Below are 20,387 nucleotides of genomic sequence, written 5' to 3' on the forward strand. Positions count from 1 at the left end.
GCGGAGTCTCGAGTACCCGCTTCAACGGGGGGTGAATGCTCGATCTGTCTCTGCTTCAGCGTAGGTCGGCGAGCGCGCAGCGCTGGCCGACAGGCCGGCCGCGAAGATGTCGGCTGCCAGGAGCAGCCGACCTGCGCAGACTGCCGGCGATGGTTGCGGAGTCTCGAGTACCCGCTTCAACGGGGGGTGAATGCTCGATCTGTCTCTGCTTCAGCGTAGGTCGGCGAGCGCGAAGCGCTGGCCGACAGCCGGGAGCGTAGATGGCGGCTGCCAGGGGCAACCGGCCTAAGCAGACTGCCGGATCTCGGGTGCCCGTTCCGGCAGCAGCCAGACGATACGAGAGGCCGAAAGGCCCACCGCGAAGACCTGACCGAGGAGGAGAGCAATGGACCATTTGAGCGATGAAGTCCGACGCGAGCTCGAAAAGCGCATCAAGTGGATCAAGGAGGGCGAGCGACCCAGGGAAATGACGGGCTCGGACTGGCTGATGCCCTGTGCCGTGTGTGCCGCGATCACGGTGTTCTTCGTGGCGAGCATCGGCGGTTTCTAGACGATTACGAAAACAGGCCCAGAGCCGAGGGGAGGAGAGTCATGAGCTCGAAGGATTCCGTCGAGAGGGAGGCCCTTTTCGGGATACTCCCGGTCATGCGGGGCGAACGCCAGTTCGGCCTGAAGGATTTCATTCTGGTCAATATCGGCTTCGGCATCGCCGCCTGGAGCTTTCTCATCGGCGGTTACACGGGGAGTGTGCTGCCGGCGGGCACGGCGGTCGCCGTGATCCTGTTCGGCAACGCGATTCCGGTGCTGCTGATCTGCGGTCTCGCCAAGTTCTTCGCGCGCTATGGCGTGGATACCTTCATCGGGGCGCGGGCGTCACTGGGCTATCAGGGGAGCAATATCTTCCTGGTGATCTTCGCGATCATCAATCTCGGCTGGATGACCATGGCGTCGTTCATGCTCGGCGAATCGGCGACCCTGCTGGTCGGTGCATTCGATGGGCCCGACTGGCTGACCTCGCGCACGGTCGGCGCGCCGATCTTCGCCGTGGGCGCGTTCCTGGTGGCCTGGCTGATCGCCTATCGCGGCCCGGTCGCCATCAAGCTCTTCAACAGCGTGGGCGTGCCAACGATGTTCCTGATCATCGTGGGGCTCATCGTCTACATTCTGGGTGTCGAAGGGCTGGGCGCGGCGCTCGCGGCGGAGCCGGCCGCACCCTATCCCGACTACACGCGCAGCCTGGTCTCGGCCATCGAGTGGAACGTCGGCCTCGGCTTCTCCTGGGTGGCGTACTTCGGCCAGTGGAGCCGGCTCGCGAACACCGAGCGTACGGCCGTCTGGGGCTCGTTCCTGGGGTGGGGCGTTCTGCTCAATGTCGCCGCGATCCTCGGGGCGCTGACGGCGCTGCTGGTGGGCCAGCACGACCCGGCGAAGTGGATGATCGCCGCCGGCGGTCCGGTCTTCGGCGTGTTCGGCCTGCTGCTGCTGGTGCTCGCCAACCTCACCTCGGCGACCATTCTCGTCTACTCCCAGGGCATCAGCATGAAGACCATGTTCCCGAACTGGAGCTGGCGCGCCGCCATCGCCACGACTCTGCCGGCGATGCTGCTGATGCTCACCCCCGCGTTCTATGACCGTTACACCACGTTCCTGTCCTACATCTCGTTCATCATGGCGGCGTTCGGCGCGGTGCTGGTGGTGGACCTGGTGTTGATGAAGCGCTATCGCGTCGATCTCGCGAGCCTCTACCGCAAGCCCGCGGGCGGTTCCGTGAACTGGGCGGCTTATGCCTCCGTGGTCGGTGGCGGTCTGTTCTACTTCTGGACCTACAACCCGGTGGCGGATACCGCAGGGCCGCTTTTCACCTACATCACCGCCGGCATTCCCACCTTCTTCCTGACCGGAGCCGTGTACTGGGGGCTGAAGAAGCTCATGGGCGCGGAAACCGCCCCGGCGGCCGATATCGCGCCGGTGCGGGAGTGAGGCCAGTGCGCAGACCGGCGCGCGAGTGAGAGAGCGGGCACGGTGTGGCCGTGCCCGTTCACCGGCGAGGGGCGGCCGTGCCGGCCGCCCCTTCCTCCGACAACGAATCGTATGGGGCCTGCCTTCGGCAGGCGCCACGGGGGCCGTGCGTGCCGGCAGCCGGGCGCGGGCCACCGGAATCGCAGATTGAACGAATGACGACGAGGATGGAGAGGACAGCATCATGACCACTGCAATGACCGACCTGATGGCGCATGTCGCCGATCCCGAGAGAGCCGAGCGCATCGAGGCCGTGCGCCGGAAGATCGACGCCCTGAAGATCGACTACGTTTACGTGCAGTTCGTCTCGGTGACGGGGCGCGTGCTCGGCAAGGGCATTCCCTCGGATCACTGGGAATCCGTGGCGAAGCGCGGCGTGCAGACGGTCTACAGCGCCATGGCCAACGTCGCCGCGGACCGGCGCGGGGATTTCATCGGCTATGGCTCCCAGGACTCGGAGCTGGTGGCGTTGCCGGATCCGGAAACGTTCTGCCAGCTCCCCTGGAACAAGCGTGCGGCGCGGGTGTTCTGCACGCTTTTCCGCAACCGCGAGGAAGCCCACGCCCCGGGCAGCTATCTCACCTCAGACAGCCGCGGCAACCTCAAGCGCATCTACCAGGCGTTCCAGGACCGCCACGATGGCCTGCAGATGCGCGTGGGTTGCGAGCCGGAGATGCTGTGGCTGAAAAAGGGCAGTGACGGCAAGCCCGACGGCGGCATGACTTCGCCCTACGCCTACCACGTCGAGCAGTTCGAGGTGTTGAGCGAGGTGATCATGCGCGTCAACGACTACGCGCGCGCCATGGGGCTGGACATGATCCAGGCCGACCACGAGGACGCCCCCGGCCAGGTGGAGCAGAACTTCCAGTTCGACGACTGCCTGCGCACCGCCGACCGGCTCACCACCTATCGCCAGATCTGCGCGCAGGTGGGGCGCGAGTTCGGCCTCATCCCGTGCTTCATGTCCAAGCCGTACATGGGCGTCTCCGCCAACGGCTGCCACCACAACATCTCCTTCTGGCGTGGTGGCGAGGACGTGGTCAACCGCCTCGGCATGGATGAACTACCGGGCATGGAGGCGCTCTTCGCCTATCGCCGCGGCGGCGACAACGCTTTCCGCGGCGACGGCGAGAGCTGGCGGCCGAGCCCGCTCGGCGAGCACTGCATCGCCGGGATCGTCGAGCACATGCCGGCGTTGACCGCCATCGGCTGCTCCAGCGTCAACTCCTACCGGCGGATGCTGGATCTCGGCCTGTGGGCGCCGGTGTTCGCCGACTGGGGGCTGCAGAACCGCACCTGTGCCCTGCGGGTTTCCTCCCCCGACCGCATGGAGTACCGCTCGGTGGATTCCATGGTGAATCCCTACCTGATGATGAGCGCTCTGCTTCAGGCGGTGGATCATGGCATCAGTGACCGGCTCGACGCCGGCGAGCCGCAGCAGGGCAATGTCTACGACCTGCCGGAGGAAGAGCAGGCCGGCAAGCGCCTGCCCACCAACCTCGGCGAGGCGCTGGCGGCGCTGGCGAAGGACGAGGTCGTGCGCAGCGCGCTGCCCGGCGACATGTACCGGGTGTTCGAGCACCACAAGCGCGACGAGTGGGAGCGGTTCAATGCCACCGTCACCCAGTGGGACGTGGACACCTACATCGACTGCCTGCCATAGCCGGCAACGGCCGCCGGCGGCCGCGGAGCCGCCGGTGACTCACACACGCCCGGGAGGAGATTCCCCATGCTCGACAGGGACCAATGGCGGCGCCGTGCTGCCGATCTGGCGGTGGACGACCGCGCTTTCATCGACGGCGAGCTCGTCGCCGCGGTCTCGGGAGAGACCTTCGAGACCCGCAACCCGGCCACCGGCGCCCTGCTCGCCAACGTGGCCGCCTGCGATGCGCCCGACGTGGATCGCGCCGTGGGCGCCGCGCGCCGGGTGTTCGAGACCGGGGCGTGGTCGGCGATGGCGCCGCAGGAGCGCAAGCGCCGGCTGCTCAGGCTCGCCGGGCTCGTCGAGGGTCACCGCGAGACGCTGGCGCTGCTGGAGACGCTCGATGTCGGCAAGCCCATTCGCGACAGCTACCACATCGACATCCCCAACAGCGCCACGGCCATCGCCTGGTTCGCCGAGGCCATCGACAAGGTCTACGGCGAGATCGCGCCCACCGGGGCCGACGCCCTGGCCACCGTGACCCGCGAGCCGGTTGGCGTGGTGGGGGCCGTCGTGCCCTGGAACTTCCCGCTGATGATGGCCGCCTGGAAGATCGCGCCGGCGCTCGCCGCGGGCAACAGCGTCGTGCTCAAGCCCGCCGAGCAGTCGCCGCTGACAGCGCTCTACGTCGCGTCGCTGGTGGCCGAGGCGGACATTCCGCCGGGTGTTTTCAACGTGCTGCCCGGCTACGGGCACACGGCGGGCCGGGCCATCGGGCTGCACGCGGACGTGGACTGCGTGGCCTTTACCGGCTCCACGGCGGTGGGCAAACGCTTTCTCGAATACTCGGGCCAGTCCAACATGAAGCGGGTGTGGCTCGAGTGCGGCGGCAAGACGCCGAATATCGTCTTCGCCGACTGCGAGGACCTGGATGCCGCCGCCGAGGCCGCCGCGTTCGCCATCGTCTTCAACCAGGGCGAGATGTGCACCGCCGGCTCGCGGCTGCTGGTGCAGGCTAGCATCAGGGACGAGGTCCTGGAGCGGGTCGCCGCCGCCATGGAGCGGCTGCAGCCCGGTGATCCTCTCGATCCCGCGAGCCCGCTGGGGGCGATCATCGACCGCCGGCAGCTCGATACCATTCTCGGCTATATCGAGAAGGGCCAGGCGGAGGGCGCGGTACTGCGCACGGGCGGCCGGCGGGTCATGGCCGACAGCGGCGGGCATTTCGTCGCGCCCACGCTCTTCGACGGGGTGCGCGAGGACATGACCATCGCCCGCGAGGAGATATTCGGCCCGGTGCTCTCGGCGATCACCTTCGAGGACGAGCACGACGCCGTGCGGATCGCCAACCACTCCATGTATGGCCTGGCGGCGGCGCTGTGGACCCGGGATATCAGCCGCGCCCACCGCGTTTCCCGCGCGCTGCGTGCCGGCACCGTCTGGGTCAACTGCTTCGACGAGCACGATATCGCCACCCCGTTCGGCGGTTACAAGCAGTCCGGCATCGGCCGCGACCGTTCACTCCACGCTTTCGACAAGTTCGTCGAGACCAAGACCACCTGGATTGCCCTGGGTCAGTGACGGGGGACGGAAACCGACCATGACGAAGCGAACTCCCGTGATCGGGCTGACCGCCTACGGCCGCGATCCCCAGTACACTTTCGCGCTGCAGCCGGAGTACCTGGAGGCCGTCGTGCGGGCCGGCGGCAGCCCCGTTCTGCTGCCACCGATCGCACCGATCGCACCGGACGTGGCGGCGTGCCTGGACAGGCTCGACGGGCTCGTTCTCACCGGGGGTGGCGACCTCACACCCCCCGGTGAGGACACCGGTGCAGGCGGCGACCGCCGCTTGGAGAAGCTCGATCCGCTGCGGGATGCCTTCGAGCGACGGGTCGCCCGGCACGCCATGGAAACGGGCCTGCCGACGCTCGCCATATGCCGGGGTATGCAGCTGGTCAACGAGCTCTACGGCGGGACGCTGTACATGCACCTGCCCGATGATTTGCCCGACGGCGTCGCGCACCGGCTTCCGCCGCGTTATCCGATACCGCATCCGGTCGCGCTCGCCGCCGGCAGTGGCCTGGCGGCAATCGTCGATACCGATACGCTGGCGACCGTTTCCTGGCACCACCAGGGCATCGCGTCCCTGGGGGAGGGATTGCGGGCGACGGCCTGGGCCGAGGACGGGTTGATCGAGGCCTTCGAGCCGGCGTCGCCGGACCACCCCTGGTTCCAGGCGGTTCAGTGGCATCCGGAGATGTCCGCGGCTTACGACGTCAACCAGCAGCGTCTGTTCGACGGGCTCGTGGCCGCGGCATTTTGACATATAACATTTGCTAGCAGATGATTTCGTGAAAAGCCTATGCCTTGGACCGCCGGAGACGGTTGTCACGCGACGCCGCCTGCCGGTGACGGGGGATGGGCCGAGCGATGGGAGGCGCAGGTGACAGGAACCAGGGAGACCGTTGCGGTGGTGCATGCCGAGGGCGATGCAACCGGCACGCTGCCGGAGGTCGCCGACGCGCACGGGCTGCGCCTGCGGGTGACGCCGGTGACCGACGAGCTGCCCGCGCCGGACGGCCTGGAGCTGGCGATCGTCATGGGCTCGCCGGAGGCCGCTTACGACGACACGCTGCCATGGCTCGCCCGTGAGCGTGCCTGGCTGCGCGAGGTGATCGCCCACGGCGTGCCGGTTCTGGGTATCTGCTTCGGCAGCCAGCTGCTCGCCCGGGAGCTGGGTGGCGGCGCGTACCGCAACCACGAGCTGGAAGCCGGTTGGGTGAGCGTGGACACCCGCGCGCCGGAGTTGGTGCCGGAGGGACCGTGGCTGAATTTCCATTTCGACGCCTTCCGGGTGCCACCCGCCGCACGGTTGCTGGCGGACACCGAGCTTGCGCCCCAGGCGTTCGCGCAGGCGCGTTGCGCCGGCGTCCAGTTTCACCCCGAGATAACCGTGGAGATGTTCGACGCCTGGCTGGACGACTGGCGGTCGTCCCCGGAGGGGCATCGAATGCTGGATGATCTGGGGGACATGCCCGAGGCGCTGCGCGAGCGTATCGGGCAGGAGCAGCCGGCGGCGCGGGAGCGGTTCGAACGCCTCATGGGGAACATGCTGGCCGAGATCATGTAACGCCGTCGGGGACGGATTCGAACGGGACAGCCAAAGGGAATCGAGCGTGGCAGCAGCGACGGAACAGGCGGGTGCGGTAAGTGCGACTTTCGGCCGCCTCAAGGCGGAGAGCCGCAGGGACGAGGTGGTGCGCCGCCTGATGGGCGCGATCAGCCTCGGCATGCTGCGTGACGGCGAGCAGCTACCCAGCGAAAGCGATCTCGCCCGACAGTTCGGTGTGGCCACCGTCACCCTGCGCGAGGCTCTGTCGACGCTGCGCCACCACGGCTACATCGAGACCCGCCGCGGGCGCAAGGGCGGCAGCTTCGTGCGCGCACCCTCCGAGGAGGCCGCCGAGCATCACCGCCTCGCCCGGCTGGCCGATGTGAGCGCTTTCGAGCTGCGGGACATCGGCGACGAGCAGCGCGCGGTAACGGGTATGGCAGCGTGGCTGGCCGCCGAACGGGCCTCGCAGACGGATATCGAGCGACTGTTCGCGTTCGCGCGGGCGATGAGCGAGGCGGCTACCACGGTGGACCGCAAGCGCGCGGACGCGCGCTTTCACATCGAGACTGCCGTGGCGGCCCAGTCGGTGCGCCTCACCCATGCGGAGATCCAGCTCCAGCCCGTGCTCGGTGAGCTGCTCGGGCTGTCGGACCGCGACCGGACCGTCATCGACGACATGGTGGCGGATCATTTCGCCATCGCCGAAGCCGTTGCGGCGCGGGAGCCTGCACTGGCGCGGGAGCGGGCCGAGGCCCACGTGGGGCGCGTGGTGAAGTTGCTGCTCAACGCCCACCTGGCGATCGTCGCCGAGCGGGACGCGTCGGGCACACGGGAGGTTTGGCGCTGATGGCCGTATCCAACGAACGCATGTCGCTGCAACAGTGCGCCGATACCATTGCCGGCGAGATCGAGGGCGTGTTCGCCACGCTTGCCACCACCGCCGACCGTGTACGCCAGCTGCGCGAGCAGGCCCGGGCGGCAGGCAGGTGTATGACCTCCCGGGATCTGCACACTCTCCGCGAGCTCGTCACCGCTCAGCTGGACGCCTACGGCGGGCGGCTCAACGGTAGTGGGTTCATTACTGCCCCCGGCGTGCTCAGCGATCGTGACCTGTATCTGGAGTGGTGGATCCGCAATGACGATCCCGTGCAGTTCTACCCGCTGCGCGTGGATCTCGACCCGGCGAGCGCCAACTTCTACAACTACGAAACCATGGCGTGGTTCGCCCTGCCACGCGACACGGGCAAGAGCGTCGTGGTCGGCCCCTACGTGGACTTGAACGGGGTCGACATGTACATCCTCACCTTTTCGCAGCCGGTGGTGCACGAGGGCAGCTTCTGCGGAATCGTCGGGGCCGACGTCCCCGTCTACAGCTTCGAGCGCTGGGTGCTCCACCCCCTCATGCGGCTGCCCAACGATACCGTGCTGATCGGCGAGGAGGGTCGGGTCATCGCCGCGAACACGGCGGACTGGCCGATCGGTACCCTCGCACCGTCCCTGGTCGAGGCAGAGGGCGAGCGTCATCGGCGCGTCGAGCTGGCAGGCGAGGGTCTGAGCTGGTCGCTGGTCGAGACGTCGCCGTAACGACGGTCTCACCTCGCTGCTGCCGCTCCGGTGGTGGCGGCGAGCGCCTCGCGAATGAATTCCCGGAACACCCGCACCCGCGCGGGCGCGTTCAGCCCGCTGAGGGTGATCGCGTACAGCGTGGCGTCGGCGACCTGCCACTGCGGTAGAACGCGGACCAGCGACCCCTCGGCGAGCGCATTGGCGGCGATGATGTCGGGAATCGGACCGATGCCGCCGCCGGCGGTCACCAGTCGGAGCACGCTCGCGTAGTCCGTGGTGCGTGTGGCGTTGGGGAAGGGCACCTCGACGGTGCGGCCCCGGCGATGGGTGAGCCGCAGCCTCGCCGGTCCGTCGGACTCGCGGCCGATGGCGAGTTCATGGGCCTCGAGCTCGTGGGGCTCCCGCGGTGTGCCCCGGCGGGCCAGGTAGTCCGGCGAGGCGTAGGTCAGGATGTGGAACGCGGCCACCGTCGAGGCGCGATAGCCCATGTCCGGCAGGCCCCCCGGGGTGGCCCGCAGCGCCACATCGATGCGGTTGGCGGCGAGATCCAGCGGCGCGTCGGTGGGCAGCAGCTCGACGGTGATCTGCGGATGCAGGCGCCGGAATTCGACGATGAGCGGCGGCAGCACCTCCATGCCGATATCCACCGGTGCCGTCACCCGCAGGTGCCCCTGGGGCACCGAGCGGGCCTGGCGGGCGCCCTCGGCGGCGTCCGCGAGCAGCGACAGCGCCTCCCGCGCCTTGGCGTAGAAGGCCGTCCCCTCTGCCGTGGGATTCACCGCCCGCGGCGTTCGCGCCAGCAGTGCACTGCCGAGCCGCCGCTCGAGGCGGGAGATGCGCCGGCTGATGCTGCCCTTGGTCTCCTGCAGCTCCCGCGCGGCGGCGGAGATCGAGCCGAACTCCATCACCGCGCAGAACGCCCGGACGTCCTCCAGCGCACCGCCCAGGGTTTCCGATCCGTCAACCATGCGTTCCAATCCGGGTGACTTACGCGAGTACGGAAACCTCAATACTGTGTGCTCCGTCGCCCGGGCACAAGCGCGGGCCATGCAATCAATCGACGGAGGACGACGATGACCACGCAAACGAGCACCCGGACCCTCACTCAGGCACCGGCCGGCCTTGCCGGTCTGGCGGACCTCGGCTATCCCCTCATGCGCGTGACGGCGGGGCTGCTGCTCATGCCCCACGGTGCGCAGAAGCTCTTCGGCTGGTTCGGCGGCTACGGCCTCGCGGGCACCGGCGAGTTCTTCGCCGGCTCGCTGGGCCTGGAGCCCGGGATTGTCTTCGCGCTGCTGGCGGGGCTGGTGGAGTTCGTCGGCGGGCTGGCGCTGGTGCTGGGGCTGCTGACCCGACCGGCGGCACTGGCGGTGGCCGTGTTCATGGCGGTGGCGCTTTCGGTCCACGTGCCCAACGGCTTCTTCTGGACCAACGGCGGCATCGAGTACCCGCTGATGTGGGGGTTGATGGCGGTGGGCATCCTGCTGCGCGGCGGTGACCGGTATTCCCTGGACGCGCGTCTGGGGCTGCGGATTTAGGCGCATACGGATTTCGACGTTCGGCCAATTGCGGTAGGTCGGGCGCAGTGAGCCATCGCCCTCTTGCGGCCGGCATGCTCGCCGGGTGGTGGCGAGACGGCCGGTTGTGGGGCACCGGCCGCGGCCGTCGGAGGCTAAGGACAGCCGTTGCATCGGGGGCGGTCGGGGTGCGCCCCGCCGGGAGACGCGGAGAACACGTCCGGGTGGGCTCGTATGCGGCCATCCATGGCCGCATACGCTCCCGCCGGGGCGCACCCCGACCGCCCGGTGTCCGCCGCGGAGCATCCACGTCGGCGCACCGTCGTCGACGGCTGCGACAAGCTCAGTGTTATACAGGAGCGTGATGATGGCTGGAGACAATCTGCCGACTGTGTTTCTTCCCCATGGCGCCGGACCGTGCTTCTTCATGGACTGGCAGCCCGCGGACACCTGGAACCGCATGGCGGACTGGCTGCGCCGCCTGCCGGATCTCGCTGGCGGCGTGCCCCGGGCGGTACTGGTGATCTCCGCCCACTGGGAGGCCGCGGCGTTCACCGTGAACGCCCGGGCCGCGCCCGGGCTGCTGTACGACTACTACGGCTTCCCGGCGCACACTTACCGGCTCGCCTGGCCCGCGCCGGGCGCACCCGAGCTCGCGGAGGAGGTCCGCGATCGGCTCCGTGGCCAGGGCATCGGCTCCGAATCGGAGCACGAGCGCGGCCTGGATCACGGCGTGTTCGTACCGCTCAAGGTGGCGTTCCCGCAGGCGGACGTCCCGGTGGTGCAGCTATCGCTGCGGGCGGGACTGGATCCCGAGGAGCACATCGCCGTGGGCCGGGCCCTGACACCGCTGCGCCGCCAAGGGGTGCTCATCGTCGGCAGCGGCATGAGCTACCACAACATGCGCCGGTTGCGCCGCGGCGGGCCGGCGGTGGACCCGGCTTCCGAGCGCTTCGATGCATGGCTGGCGGAGACCGTGGCCCTGCCGCGGGCCGAGCGCGAGCAGCGTCTTGCGGCGTGGGAGCGGGCGCCGGGGGCGCGGAATGCCCACCCGAGCGCCGAGCACCTGCTGCCCCTGCACGTCGCCGCCGGGGCGGGCGGCGACGATACGGGCGGCAAGGCGTTCGAAGACCGCGTGCTCGGCAGCGTTCAGTCCGCCTTCGTGTTCGGGAGCCCGGTTTCCGATCAACGCGCCTGAAATTTCGCGATGTTAGGGTGCGCCCACGGCAGCAGGGGGAGAGTGCCGCGGCTGCTGCAGGGACCGACAAGCGAGATACCAGGTGACAACTCCATGAATATCGCCCTGATACTCCTGTGCTTCGTGGCCGTTTTCGCAGGCTCCATCGTCTACGTTTACCGCTTCCGGGGGGAGGTGCGCTACGAGAGCTTCGGACAGTACTTCCGCAAGAGCTGGCCGATATTCGCACCGCTGAACTGCATGCTCTATTTCTTCACGGCACCGCGGGCGCGGCGCGCGATCATGGCCCGCGAGCGGTTCCCGGAGCTGGACGTCATTCGCGACAACTGGGAAACCATCCGCGCCGAAGCGGAGCAGCTGCTCCACGGGCAGGCCTTCGAGCACACCGCCGACCCGGGTGCCGGCGGCTATTACGACGTCGGCTTCCGCACCTTCTACAAATACGGCTGGCGCAAGTTCTACCTTAAGTGGTACGGCTATACGCACCACTCGGCGCGGGCGAGCTGCCCGGAAACCCTGAAGATTCTGGCGCAGGTGCCGTCGGTCAACGGCGCCATGCTCACCGTGCTCCCGCCGGGTGGCAAGCTCACGCCCCATTCGGACCCGGCGGCGTGCTCACTGCGTTACCACCTGGGGCTCGCCACTCCAAACGACGATGCCTGCTACATCAACATCGACGGCACGGACCATTCCTGGCGCGACGGCCAAGACCTGCTCTTCGACGAGACCTACCGCCACTATGCCCACAACGACACCGACCGCCACCGCCTGATCCTGATGTGCGATGTGGAGCGTCCCACCTGGCTGGTGGGGCCGGTGGTCAACTTCGTCTACAAGGGCCTGATGCGGGCCACGGTGGTGCCCAACACCGACGATGACCGGCGCGGCTTCGCCAACCGGGTATTCGCTCGTCTGTCGCCCCTGCTCGCCGATATCCGCACGCTCAAGCACACCAACAACGCCCGCTACCAGGTGATCAAGCACTCGGCGAACGCGGTGTTGCTCACGCTGGTCGCTGGCGTGGTGGTGGGGGCGGCGTACTCGCTCCACGCGGTCGTGACGCTCGCCGGCTGATGACCGCTCCGCGTCCGTCGGCGGCGCCACCCCTGGCGGCACTTACCCGGGTTGGGGTACGCTCGCGCACACGCTGCCAGGACGGCCACCGCCATCAGGGAGGATGACCATGCTGCCATGCCCGTGTACCCATTCGCTCCGCCCCCCGGCCGTCGGGGAGTAGCCAGCCATGGGTGTGCTCTTGACCAGCCCCGAGTGCCTGCCGTTCACCGTCGCCCTGGGCGTAATGCTCGCTCTGGCGGTGCTGGAGGGGACGATGACCGTGCTCGGCGCCGGCCTCTCGCAGCTCGTGGATGCGGCGCTGCCGGATATCGATGTCGATTTGGCTGCGCCGGACGCCGCCACGCCCGGCGTGGCCACCCGGGCTCTGGCGTGGCTGCAGCTCGGCCGGGTACCCGCCATCGTCGTACTGATCGTGTTTCTCACCGCCTTCGGCCTGCTCGGCTTCGCCGTACAGGCGGGCATTCGCGCGTTCACCGGCGGCCTCGCGCCGGCGCTGGCCGCTGCCCCCGCCGCTGCGCTCCTCGCGCTGCCGCCAACGCGCTGGGGCGCACGCCTCGTCGGCCGGATTCTGCCAGGCGAGGAGACCAGCGCGGTGTCCAGTGAGAGCTTCGTCGGCCGCTTGGCCACCGTCACGGTGGGCGAAGCCCGGCCGGGCTATCCGGCGGAGGCCCGTCTAGCCGACGAGTACGGCCAGTCCCACTACGTGCTCGTCGAGCCCGTGGACGATGTGGTCTGCGCGGCGGGGGCTCGGCTGCTCATCATCGAGCGCACCGAGGGGGGCATCTACCGCGCCGTCCCCGATCCCACAGAAACCTGATTCTCTGCCCGACACCGACATGGAGGTTCGCTGCCCATGAATACCCTGTTCAACGCCGGTGTGATCGTCGGCGTCGTCGTCATCGCCCTGATTGCGCTGGGGCTCATCCTCGCGCGGCTCTACCGGCGCTCGTCCAAGGAGGTGAGCTTCGTGCGCACCGGTTTCGGCGGCCAGCGCGTGATCCTGAATGGCGGCGCGCTGGTGTTGCCGGTGCTCCACGAGGTCATTCCGGTGAACATGAACACGCTGCGCCTGGAGGTGCGGCGGGTGAACGAGCAGGCGCTCATCACCCGCGACCGCATGCGCGTGGACGTGGGCGCCGAATTCTACGTGCGGGTGGCGCCGGACGGCGAATCCATCTCCGCGGCGGCGCAGACGCTGGGACGCAAGACCATGCAGCCGGACGAGCTCAAGGAGCTGGTGGAGGGCAAGTTCGTGGACGCCCTGCGCTCGGTGGCCGCCGGCATGACCATGACCGAGCTCCACGAGCAGCGCGCCGACTTCATCCAGCGCGTGCAGCAGGTGGTCACCGAGGATCTGCGCAAGAATGGCCTGGAGCTGGAGACGGTCTCTCTCACCGGCCTCGACCAGACCTCCATCGACTACTTCAACCCCCAGAACGCCTTCGACGCCGAGGGCATGACCCGGCTCACCGAAGAGATCCAGGGGCGGGAGAAGTCGCGTAACGACGTCGAGCAGGACACCAAGGTCGCCATCCGGCAGAAGAACCTGGAGTCCGAGCAGCGGGTGCTGGAGATCGAGCGCGAGGAGGAGTACGCGCGCCTCGAGCAGCAGCGTGAGATCGAGGTGCGCCGCGCCGCCCAGGCCGCGGAGATCGCCCGCGAGCAGGCCGAGCGCAAGCGCGAGTCGGAGCAGGCGGAGATCCAGGCGGAGCAGCAGACCGAACGCTCGCGCATCGACTCCGAGCTGGACGTCGAGCGCGCCCGCATCGACAAGGACCGTCAAACCCAGGAGGCGGACATCGAGCGCCGCCGTCAGCTCGAGGCTGCCGAGATCGAACGCGAGAAAAGCCGCAAGCTCGCCGAGCAGGGGCAGGAGATCGCCATCGCCGAGAAATCCCGGGAGCAGTCCGAGGCCCAGGCGGAAGCCGACCGGGCGCGCGCCGTCGCCGTCACCGAGGAAGAGCAGGTGGAGACGGTGCGCGAGACCGCCCGCGCCGACCGTGACAAGGCGGTGAAGCTCGTCGCCGCCCGCGAGGACGCTGAACGCCAGGCCATCGGTGTGACCGTGGCCGCCGAGGCCGAGAAGCAGGCCGCCGCCGACCGTGCCGAAGCCAACCGCATCGAGGCCGAAGGACAGGCCACCCATGAGCGTCTGGTCGCCGAGGGCGAGCGCGATGCCCGTATCGCCCGCGCCGATGCCGAAGCCCGCGCCTACGAGGTGGAGGCCGATGGCCAGCGGCGTCTCAACGAGGCCGCCAACACCCTGGAGGAGAACCAGATCGCCATGCAGGTGCGCATGGAGCTGCTGCGCCAGCTTCCGGAGATCATCCGCGAGAGTGTGCGGCCCATGGAGCGCATCGAGGGCATCAAGATCCTCAACGTGGACGGCATCAACCCGTCCGCCGGCAACGGCGGCAGTGGCGATGGCGGTGATGCCGGCTCGGGCAATGGCAACCTCGCCGAGCAGGCGGTGAACGCCGCGCTGCGCTACCGCGGGCAGGCGCCGCTGGTGGACAACCTCCTCGCGGAGGTTGGTCTCAAGGGCGACGACCTCCAGGGCCTCGCTTCCGGCCTGGCCGACAGCGCCGTGGTCAACGGCGACGCCAAGCGTCCGCGCACTACCGAATAGTTCCTGCGCACCGGGCCCGCCGCCGCGAGCGGCGGGCCGCATTCACCGACCCGGAGTCCCGCAATGGCCACCCCGGCGATGACTTACCTCATCCTCGACGATGCCGGCGTGCTCTGGCAGGGCCGTGGCCCGGAGGCGTTCGAACATGGCCTCGCACTCATGCGCGCCTTTCGTCTCGGTGAGCCACTGCCCGAAGACCACGATCTGCCCCGTCCTGTGGAGGGAGACCTGGTCTTCGCCCAGGAGCTCGACCGCAATACGCCGGCCGAGATGGCGCCGCGCGGCCGCTGATTTCGACACGCACCGGGATTCGGGTCCATGTAGCGATGCACATCGCCGCGGCCAGGCTGGCAACCGCCGCCGGTATGGGTAAGGCTGGGGGACAGCCGTCCGCGTTGCTCGGCCCCGCCCGTGGGCCGTGGCGACGTGCAATCCCTGGACCGCGGTAGTAGTCATGCACGCGCCGGTTGCCGATCTCCACGTTTACGTCCTGATCCTGGATCAGACCCACGCGCTCGACCTGTCTGGTCCCGTCCAGGTGCTCGGCGCGGTCCGTGAGCTGGGCATCGCCGAGGTGGCGCTGAGCTATGTGGGCGTAAGCCCGGACGCGAACCTCTACCAGGGACTGTCGGTCAACGCGCTCGCCGCCCTGCCGGAGCGCGTGCCACCGGGGGCGAAGGTGCTGGTGCCCGGGGCGAAATGGGCGGAGGGCGTTTATCGTGATCCCGACAGCCGGCGGGCACAGGCGTGGCTGCGTGACGCCGCCGGATGCGAGGGCGTCGAGATCATCGCCGTCTGCAGCGGGGCATTCCTGCTCGCCGAGGCGGGCCTGCTCGACGGCCGGCGATGCACCACGCACCACACGCTGCTCGGTGAGCTCGACCGCCGCTATCCGCACACCCGGGTGCAGGCCGATCGGCTGTTCGTCCGCGATGGGCCGATCACGACGTCCGCCGGGGTGTCCTCGGGCATCGATACCACGCTGGATGTGGTGCGCCGGGCGTTCGGCGAGGCGGCAGCCGCGATGGTCGCCCAGGATCTCGCCATGTACATCCGTCGCACGGCTATGGATCCCCAGCACAGCGACCTCCTCGACCGGCACAACCACCTCAACCCGGCGGTTCACCGAGTGCAGAACCTTCTGCTTGAACGCCCCGAGGCGAAGTGGCGCATGGACGCGCTGGCGAGCGAGGTGAACCTTTCCCCGCGCCAGCTCACGCGGCTTTTCAAGCGCCATACCGGTATCTCCGTCAAGGCCTACCACACGCTGGTCCGCCTGGAACGGGCGCGGGTGCTGCTCTGCCACTCCGAGCTGTCAGTGGAGCGGATCGCCGAGGCGGTGGGGTTCGCCTACCCGCAGAACTTCCGGCGTGAATGGCGCCGTCAGTATCGGCAGACGCCGACACAGTGGCGTACCGCCGCGAAAAGCCGGGAATGAGTTCCCCGCCAGGAATGGCCGGAAAAGCTCCCTCGAAGACCGGTTGAACGCTCGTCGACGTTGACGGCCTCGCTTAGCCTTCGCGCAGTGATCGGGCGAAGGGAAGGCGACGATGATCTCAAGCCGTTGGATGCGGACCGTGCTGCTGGTGACGTTCGGCGTGCTGATCTGCGTGTTCGGATCGAGCCTCAAGAACACCTACCAAGTGTTCTTCACGGACATGGTGACGGCCTTCTCCGTGGACAGGGGCGATTTCGCCATTTCCGGGTCGCTGTTCGTGCTCGTCATTGGTGTGGCCTCGCCCCTGGTAGGCTATCTGGCCGATCGTTTCGGGGCGAGGGTGACGCTGTTCATGGGGGTCGTGCTCGCCGGTGTGGTCTTTCTGGGTATGGCGATCGCCGGCGACTACGTTGCCTTCGCCGGCCTCTACGGTGTCGGTGCGGCGCTCGCTTATACGGCGCTGTCTTACGTGCCGCTGGGCGTGCTCAGCGAGGAGGTGGGGTCGCCGCGTTGGCGGGGGCTGATCTACGCGGTGATGACCAATGGCGCGGCGATCGGCTTCATGGTCCTCTCGCCACTGTGGGTCTATCTCGGCACGGTGGCCGACTGGCGAACGGTCTTCGCGGCCATCGGCGTGGTGTTTCTCCTGCCGCTGGCGGCGCTGTCCCTGACCGCGCTGCGTCTCGGCGCCGGGGTCGATCGCGTCGACGCGGCGGCGGAAGCGCCGATACCGTTTGGTTGGAAGGCGCGATGGGTTCTCGCCTCGCCGGTGTTCTGGACGCTGGCTGCGAGCTTCGCGGGTTGCGGCTTCACCATGGCGCTCATCGACGTGCACGTCATGCCTTATCTGGAGGAACTGTCGGTCAGTCCTGCGTGGCGGGCTCTGGCCATCGCCTCGCTCGGAGCCACCGAGCTGTTCTTCGGCCTGCTCGCCGGCTACCTCTGCGATCGCCGTGACCGCAGTCTCGTGCTCGCCGGCTGCTATGCGCTGCGGGCGCTCGCGATCCCATGCCTGGTCATTGTCCCCGACAAGGTGGGCGTTCTGGCGTTCTCGTGCCTGTTCGGCGCCAGCTATCTGGGGACGGTCGTGGCCACGACCGCGCTGGTGATGGAGACGTTCGACGCACGTGTACGCGGCCTGGCACTCGGCGGTGTCTGGCTGTTCCACCAGCTCGGTGCACTGGCGTGCACACAGTTGGGGGCCGAGCTCTTCGACGCGCTGGGCAGCTATCGCCTGATCTTCCTGGCCGCCGCGGGCGTGTCCCTTGCCGCGGCGCTCGCCTCGGGTTCTCTGCGCCGTCGGCGGCCGGCGGCGCGGCCAGCGCCAGGGGTGCCCGGCGCTTAGCGGTGTCTGTCAGCGCCCGCCGCGCTCCCGCGCCTCGTCGAGCTTCAGCAGCAGCGATTCCATGCGCTCACGGTAGTCGCCGGGCTCGCTCCACAGACCGCGTTGCATGGCTTCCACCAGTCGTTCGGCCATTTCCCGCAGGGCTTCCGGGTTGTGCTCGCGCAGGAAAGCCTGGTTGTCGCCGTCGAAGACCAGCGCCTCGCTCACGTTGGCGTACTGGTAGTCGTCCACTACGCCGGTGGTGGCGTCGTAGGCGAAGAGGTAGTCCACGCTGGCCGCCATCTCGAAGGCGCCCTTGTAGCCGTGGCGGTGCATGGCCGCGATCCACTTGGGGTTGGTGACGCGGCTGAGCTCTTCGTTGAGGGTGCGCACGGTGGGCGCGGCGGGATGGACTCCTGCATGTCCGCGAGCTTCTGCACCGCCGCGTCGAAGAGGCGCATCACGTTGGGGAAGGCACTCGCCTATGCTCACGAGCGCGAAGGGCCGCTGCGGGTATTCTTCGCCGATCCGGCGGTGCCCATCGACACCAACCGGCTCAAGCTGGCGCTACGCGTCATCCCCATGGGGTGGAAGAACTGGCGGTTCTGCTGGGCCGAGGCCGGCGCGCGGCACGTGGGCACCCTGCAGAGCCTGCGCCCCACCTGCCGACTGCATGGCATCACCCCCTACACCTACTTGGTCGATGTCCTCCAGCGTATCGGCCAGCATCCGGCCGGCGAGATTATCACGCTTACGTCCCGTGTGTGGAAAGCGCGCTTCGCCCACGATTCACTGACCAGCGACGTCGAACGCCATGGCCATTGATATCGACCCCCTCTCCTACGACGAGCCGTCGCTCTGAACCACCGCATCGTCGAGCGGCTGAAATATCTCGAAACCCTGCACGCGCACCGGGCGATGACGACATTTGACCTGGGGGCGCGGGTGAGCTTCGAGTCCATCCGCGACGGTCGCCTCACCGGGACACTGGTGAAGTTCAATCGCAAAACGGTCACCGTGCTCGCAGATGAGGGCCGCCAGTGGCGCGTCCCGCCCGAGATACTCTCGCCGATCAACGACGTCGATGCCGGACCTGCGATCGGGGCGGACGACGACAACGGCTCCGAGCGACCGCGTCCACCCCGGCGCTTTCCTGCGCACCGGTCAAGACGGTCGGGTATGTGCGCTTACCTGTATACTAGGAACCGCTTAAGCGCTGCCGGGATGCGGTGGCAATTCATCCATTGTTTAATGCGGGAATGGAGTCTCGATATGACGTTCCGACCCTTCTGGTGCGCGGGCGCGGCCGCACTCGCACTAGTGACTGTCTCTACCGCTCAGGCTGAAGACCTCTTCGGCTGCAAGGTATTGCTCTGCCTCGCCAGCGGCAACCCCCCTCACGAATGCGACCCGGTGCTGAATCGTCTGACGGATAGTCTCAAAGACGGGGATCCGTTTCCCGAGTGTCCGCAAGTAGACGGCCCTGGCTCAGGAGAAGGGGGTGTCAACACACAGTGGGTCGAACGGGAACGATGCAAGGACGGATATAGAGTTGTCACCATTCGAAAGCCCGATCACAAAGAACAAATACCAGGGGTATACGAATGTGTCGCTGAGCAAGGCCGTGCCGGCACTGTCTACATGTCGCCGTTCACCGGCGGTGGAACAAACCAAGAATCCGAGCGCGAGCGTGAGCAACGGTACATCCATCGCAATATCGTCGGTGCTGTTGACACCCGGTACTACGAAATCCTCTCCCATGAAACCGTGGAAAGCTCAGGACAATGGAAATACCTCGTGCGCTACTATGACAGTTACCCGGCCGAGAACTTCCGATTCAACAATGCGTTGAGTATCGAGGTCTATCACAGCGGTCGGAAGGCTCAGCAGTGGTACTACTACGGGGGCCGTGTCTTTCAGACGCGGGATGGTCAGCTACCCTGGCAACAATAAGCTGCTCCTGCCAAGCCTTTTCACGCTATGGTATGAGTTTCGCGCTTCATCGGGCGTGCCGGGGCATTCTTCGAATGCCCCGAACTTGTCCACCCTCCGCGCCTAGATCGGTTCCGGTCGGATAGCCACTGTTCGCCCAGCCCAGTAGCACCCTGGCGGCGTTCTCTCCCCTATTGAACCTCGTCGCTACTGCCTCGATGGGCTGGATAGGCTGCTTGAGCGGGTGGGTTTGGTTCGCAATGGGTGGAATCCCGATCTGCGCTTCCTCGGGCTGTTCGTGAACAAGCTCTATGCGCGGTTGGATGATTTCGTGGAGCTCGAGGAGCAGGTGCGCGCGCTCGGTGACCCGGTGGCTTCCGTGACAGTGCATTACCACCCGAATATCGCGCGTGGCAATGCGACAGGTGCCGGTGTGGCACGGCGCTCGCAGTGGTTACCACTGACGGGCGGCCCCCGAGATGCCCGATTTCGTGGGCTGGCTGTTCGGTCAGCTCGATCAGGAGGAACGCTAATGGTCGGGTATGACGTGGCGAGCCGGATGGCCGGGCTGCGTGACCGCATTGAGCGCGTGAGCAGCGACGAGACGCTGCGCAAGGCGCGTGTGAGTGATATCGAACGCGATCCGCAACAACCGCGGCGAACGTTCGAGCAGTCCGGGCCCGAGGAACTGGCGAGATCGGTGCGGGCCCGCGGCGTAACTCCAGCTTGCCTCGACGCGCTTCCTCACCCTTTGGCACGGCAGCAGCGCAAGGAGCGCGCCATTGATGACGCGCCCCCTCTTTTGGGCCCTACTGCAACGGTGCACGGTCCTGCTTGACCCATTCCGCGTAGTTAGTCCGTTCTGAACAACCTGCTATGCCACGCCCTGCAGTGCGGGTTCGCGAGCCCAGTCGCAGATGGTGACATCAA

General features: G+C 67.7%; 21 protein-coding genes. 19 read left to right on the forward strand and 2 right to left on the reverse strand.

From position 1 onward, the window contains the following. Positions 1 to 385: 385 nt before the first annotated feature. The 8 genes from ACPEES_RS21340 to ACPEES_RS21375 all read left to right on the forward strand — a co-directional run bounded on the left by ACPEES_RS21340 (position 386) and on the right by ACPEES_RS21375 (position 8,360). Positions 386 to 550 carry a hypothetical protein gene (locus ACPEES_RS21340; RefSeq protein ID WP_435106121.1) on the forward strand — a complete coding sequence of 55 codons (165 nt, stop codon included), beginning with the start codon at positions 386 to 388 and terminating at the stop codon, positions 548 to 550. A gap of 41 nt (positions 551 to 591) precedes the next feature. Further along, positions 592 to 1,980, forward strand: a complete 1,389-nt coding sequence (locus ACPEES_RS21345) for a purine-cytosine permease family protein (RefSeq protein WP_435106123.1) — start codon at positions 592 to 594, stop codon at positions 1,978 to 1,980. A 223-nt stretch (positions 1,981 to 2,203) separates the two neighbouring features. Continuing rightward, the gene (locus ACPEES_RS21350) at positions 2,204 to 3,682 is read left to right on the forward strand and encodes a glutamine synthetase family protein (RefSeq protein WP_435106125.1); all 1,479 of its coding nucleotides are present in this window, start codon (positions 2,204 to 2,206) and stop codon (positions 3,680 to 3,682) included. Positions 3,683 to 3,748: 66 nt separating this feature from the next. Then, a complete protein-coding gene (locus tag ACPEES_RS21355) occupies positions 3,749 to 5,242 on the forward strand; it encodes an aldehyde dehydrogenase (RefSeq protein ID WP_435106127.1) in 1,494 nt (497 codons plus the stop codon). 19 nt (positions 5,243 to 5,261) lie between these two features. After that, positions 5,262 to 5,984, forward strand: a complete 723-nt coding sequence (locus tag ACPEES_RS21360; protein WP_435106129.1) for a gamma-glutamyl-gamma-aminobutyrate hydrolase family protein — start codon at positions 5,262 to 5,264, stop codon at positions 5,982 to 5,984. Positions 5,985 to 6,104: 120 nt separating this feature from the next. Further along, on the forward strand, positions 6,105 to 6,791 hold the full coding sequence (locus ACPEES_RS21365) for a type 1 glutamine amidotransferase (protein ID WP_435106131.1): 687 nt from the start codon (positions 6,105 to 6,107) through the stop codon (positions 6,789 to 6,791). Between the two features lie 46 nt (positions 6,792 to 6,837). Continuing rightward, on the forward strand, positions 6,838 to 7,623 hold the full coding sequence (locus ACPEES_RS21370) for a FadR/GntR family transcriptional regulator (RefSeq protein ID WP_435106133.1): 786 nt from the start codon (positions 6,838 to 6,840) through the stop codon (positions 7,621 to 7,623). Further along, on the forward strand, positions 7,623 to 8,360 hold the full coding sequence (locus ACPEES_RS21375; RefSeq protein ID WP_435106135.1) for a cache domain-containing protein: 738 nt from the start codon (positions 7,623 to 7,625) through the stop codon (positions 8,358 to 8,360). The genes ACPEES_RS21370 and ACPEES_RS21375 overlap by 1 nt, the downstream gene beginning before the upstream one ends. Positions 8,361 to 8,368: 8 nt before the next feature. On the opposite strand, the gene ACPEES_RS21380 is transcribed toward ACPEES_RS21375, so the two are convergent. Continuing rightward, positions 8,369 to 9,310, reverse strand: coding sequence for a LysR family transcriptional regulator (locus ACPEES_RS21380; RefSeq protein ID WP_435106137.1), 942 nt, complete (start codon positions 9,308 to 9,310; stop codon positions 8,369 to 8,371). Between the two features lie 105 nt (positions 9,311 to 9,415). On the opposite strand from ACPEES_RS21380, the gene ACPEES_RS21385 reads away from it, so the two are divergent. The 8 genes from ACPEES_RS21385 to ACPEES_RS21420 all read left to right on the forward strand — a co-directional run bounded on the left by ACPEES_RS21385 (position 9,416) and on the right by ACPEES_RS21420 (position 17,546). Further along, positions 9,416 to 9,880, forward strand: coding sequence for a DoxX family protein (locus ACPEES_RS21385; RefSeq protein ID WP_435106139.1), 465 nt, complete (start codon positions 9,416 to 9,418; stop codon positions 9,878 to 9,880). Between the two features lie 346 nt (positions 9,881 to 10,226). Then, positions 10,227 to 11,057 (forward strand): DODA-type extradiol aromatic ring-opening family dioxygenase, encoded by an 831-nt coding sequence (locus ACPEES_RS21390; protein ID WP_435106141.1) that lies wholly within the window; start codon positions 10,227 to 10,229, stop codon positions 11,055 to 11,057. Between the two features lie 93 nt (positions 11,058 to 11,150). Beyond that, positions 11,151 to 12,131 (forward strand): aspartyl/asparaginyl beta-hydroxylase domain-containing protein, encoded by a 981-nt coding sequence (locus ACPEES_RS21395; protein WP_435106143.1) that lies wholly within the window; start codon positions 11,151 to 11,153, stop codon positions 12,129 to 12,131. 169 nt (positions 12,132 to 12,300) lie between these two features. Continuing rightward, a complete protein-coding gene (locus ACPEES_RS21400) occupies positions 12,301 to 12,951 on the forward strand; it encodes a YqiJ family protein (RefSeq protein WP_435106145.1) in 651 nt (216 codons plus the stop codon). Between the two features lie 36 nt (positions 12,952 to 12,987). Continuing rightward, positions 12,988 to 14,763 carry a flotillin domain-containing protein gene (locus ACPEES_RS21405; RefSeq protein WP_435106147.1) on the forward strand — a complete coding sequence of 592 codons (1,776 nt, stop codon included), beginning with the start codon at positions 12,988 to 12,990 and terminating at the stop codon, positions 14,761 to 14,763. Positions 14,764 to 14,826: 63 nt separating this feature from the next. After that, the gene (locus tag ACPEES_RS21410) at positions 14,827 to 15,054 is read left to right on the forward strand and encodes a hypothetical protein (RefSeq protein ID WP_435106149.1); all 228 of its coding nucleotides are present in this window, start codon (positions 14,827 to 14,829) and stop codon (positions 15,052 to 15,054) included. Positions 15,055 to 15,217: 163 nt separating this feature from the next. Beyond that, complete coding sequence (locus tag ACPEES_RS21415) at positions 15,218 to 16,201, forward strand: GlxA family transcriptional regulator (RefSeq protein WP_435106151.1); 984 nt, start codon at positions 15,218 to 15,220, stop codon at positions 16,199 to 16,201. Between the two features lie 112 nt (positions 16,202 to 16,313). Beyond that, positions 16,314 to 17,546: an MFS transporter gene (locus tag ACPEES_RS21420; protein ID WP_435106153.1), complete on the forward strand. Its 1,233-nt coding sequence runs from the start codon at positions 16,314 to 16,316 to the stop codon at positions 17,544 to 17,546. A gap of 9 nt (positions 17,547 to 17,555) precedes the next feature. Here ACPEES_RS21420 and ACPEES_RS21425 read toward each other — a convergent pair whose 3' ends face one another. Continuing rightward, complete coding sequence (locus tag ACPEES_RS21425) at positions 17,556 to 18,017, reverse strand: cobaltochelatase subunit CobN (protein WP_435106155.1); 462 nt, start codon at positions 18,015 to 18,017, stop codon at positions 17,556 to 17,558. Between ACPEES_RS21425 and ACPEES_RS21430 the strand changes: the two genes are divergently transcribed. From ACPEES_RS21430 to ACPEES_RS21440, 3 genes are all read left to right on the forward strand, one after another. Further along, positions 17,946 to 18,350 carry a transposase domain-containing protein gene (locus ACPEES_RS21430; RefSeq protein WP_435106157.1) on the forward strand — a complete coding sequence of 135 codons (405 nt, stop codon included), beginning with the start codon at positions 17,946 to 17,948 and terminating at the stop codon, positions 18,348 to 18,350. The two genes, ACPEES_RS21425 and ACPEES_RS21430, sit on opposite strands and share 72 nt — an antisense overlap. Before the next feature lie 93 nt (positions 18,351 to 18,443). After that, positions 18,444 to 19,478, forward strand: coding sequence for a hypothetical protein (locus ACPEES_RS21435; protein WP_435106159.1), 1,035 nt, complete (start codon positions 18,444 to 18,446; stop codon positions 19,476 to 19,478). 223 nt (positions 19,479 to 19,701) lie between these two features. Beyond that, complete coding sequence (locus tag ACPEES_RS21440) at positions 19,702 to 20,295, forward strand: hypothetical protein (protein ID WP_435106161.1); 594 nt, start codon at positions 19,702 to 19,704, stop codon at positions 20,293 to 20,295. Positions 20,296 to 20,387 lie beyond the last annotated feature (92 nt).

Origin of the sequence: Arhodomonas sp. AD133 (assembly GCF_051195215.1) — a bacterium.
In the GTDB taxonomy this organism is placed as follows: domain Bacteria; phylum Pseudomonadota; class Gammaproteobacteria; order Nitrococcales; family Nitrococcaceae; genus Arhodomonas.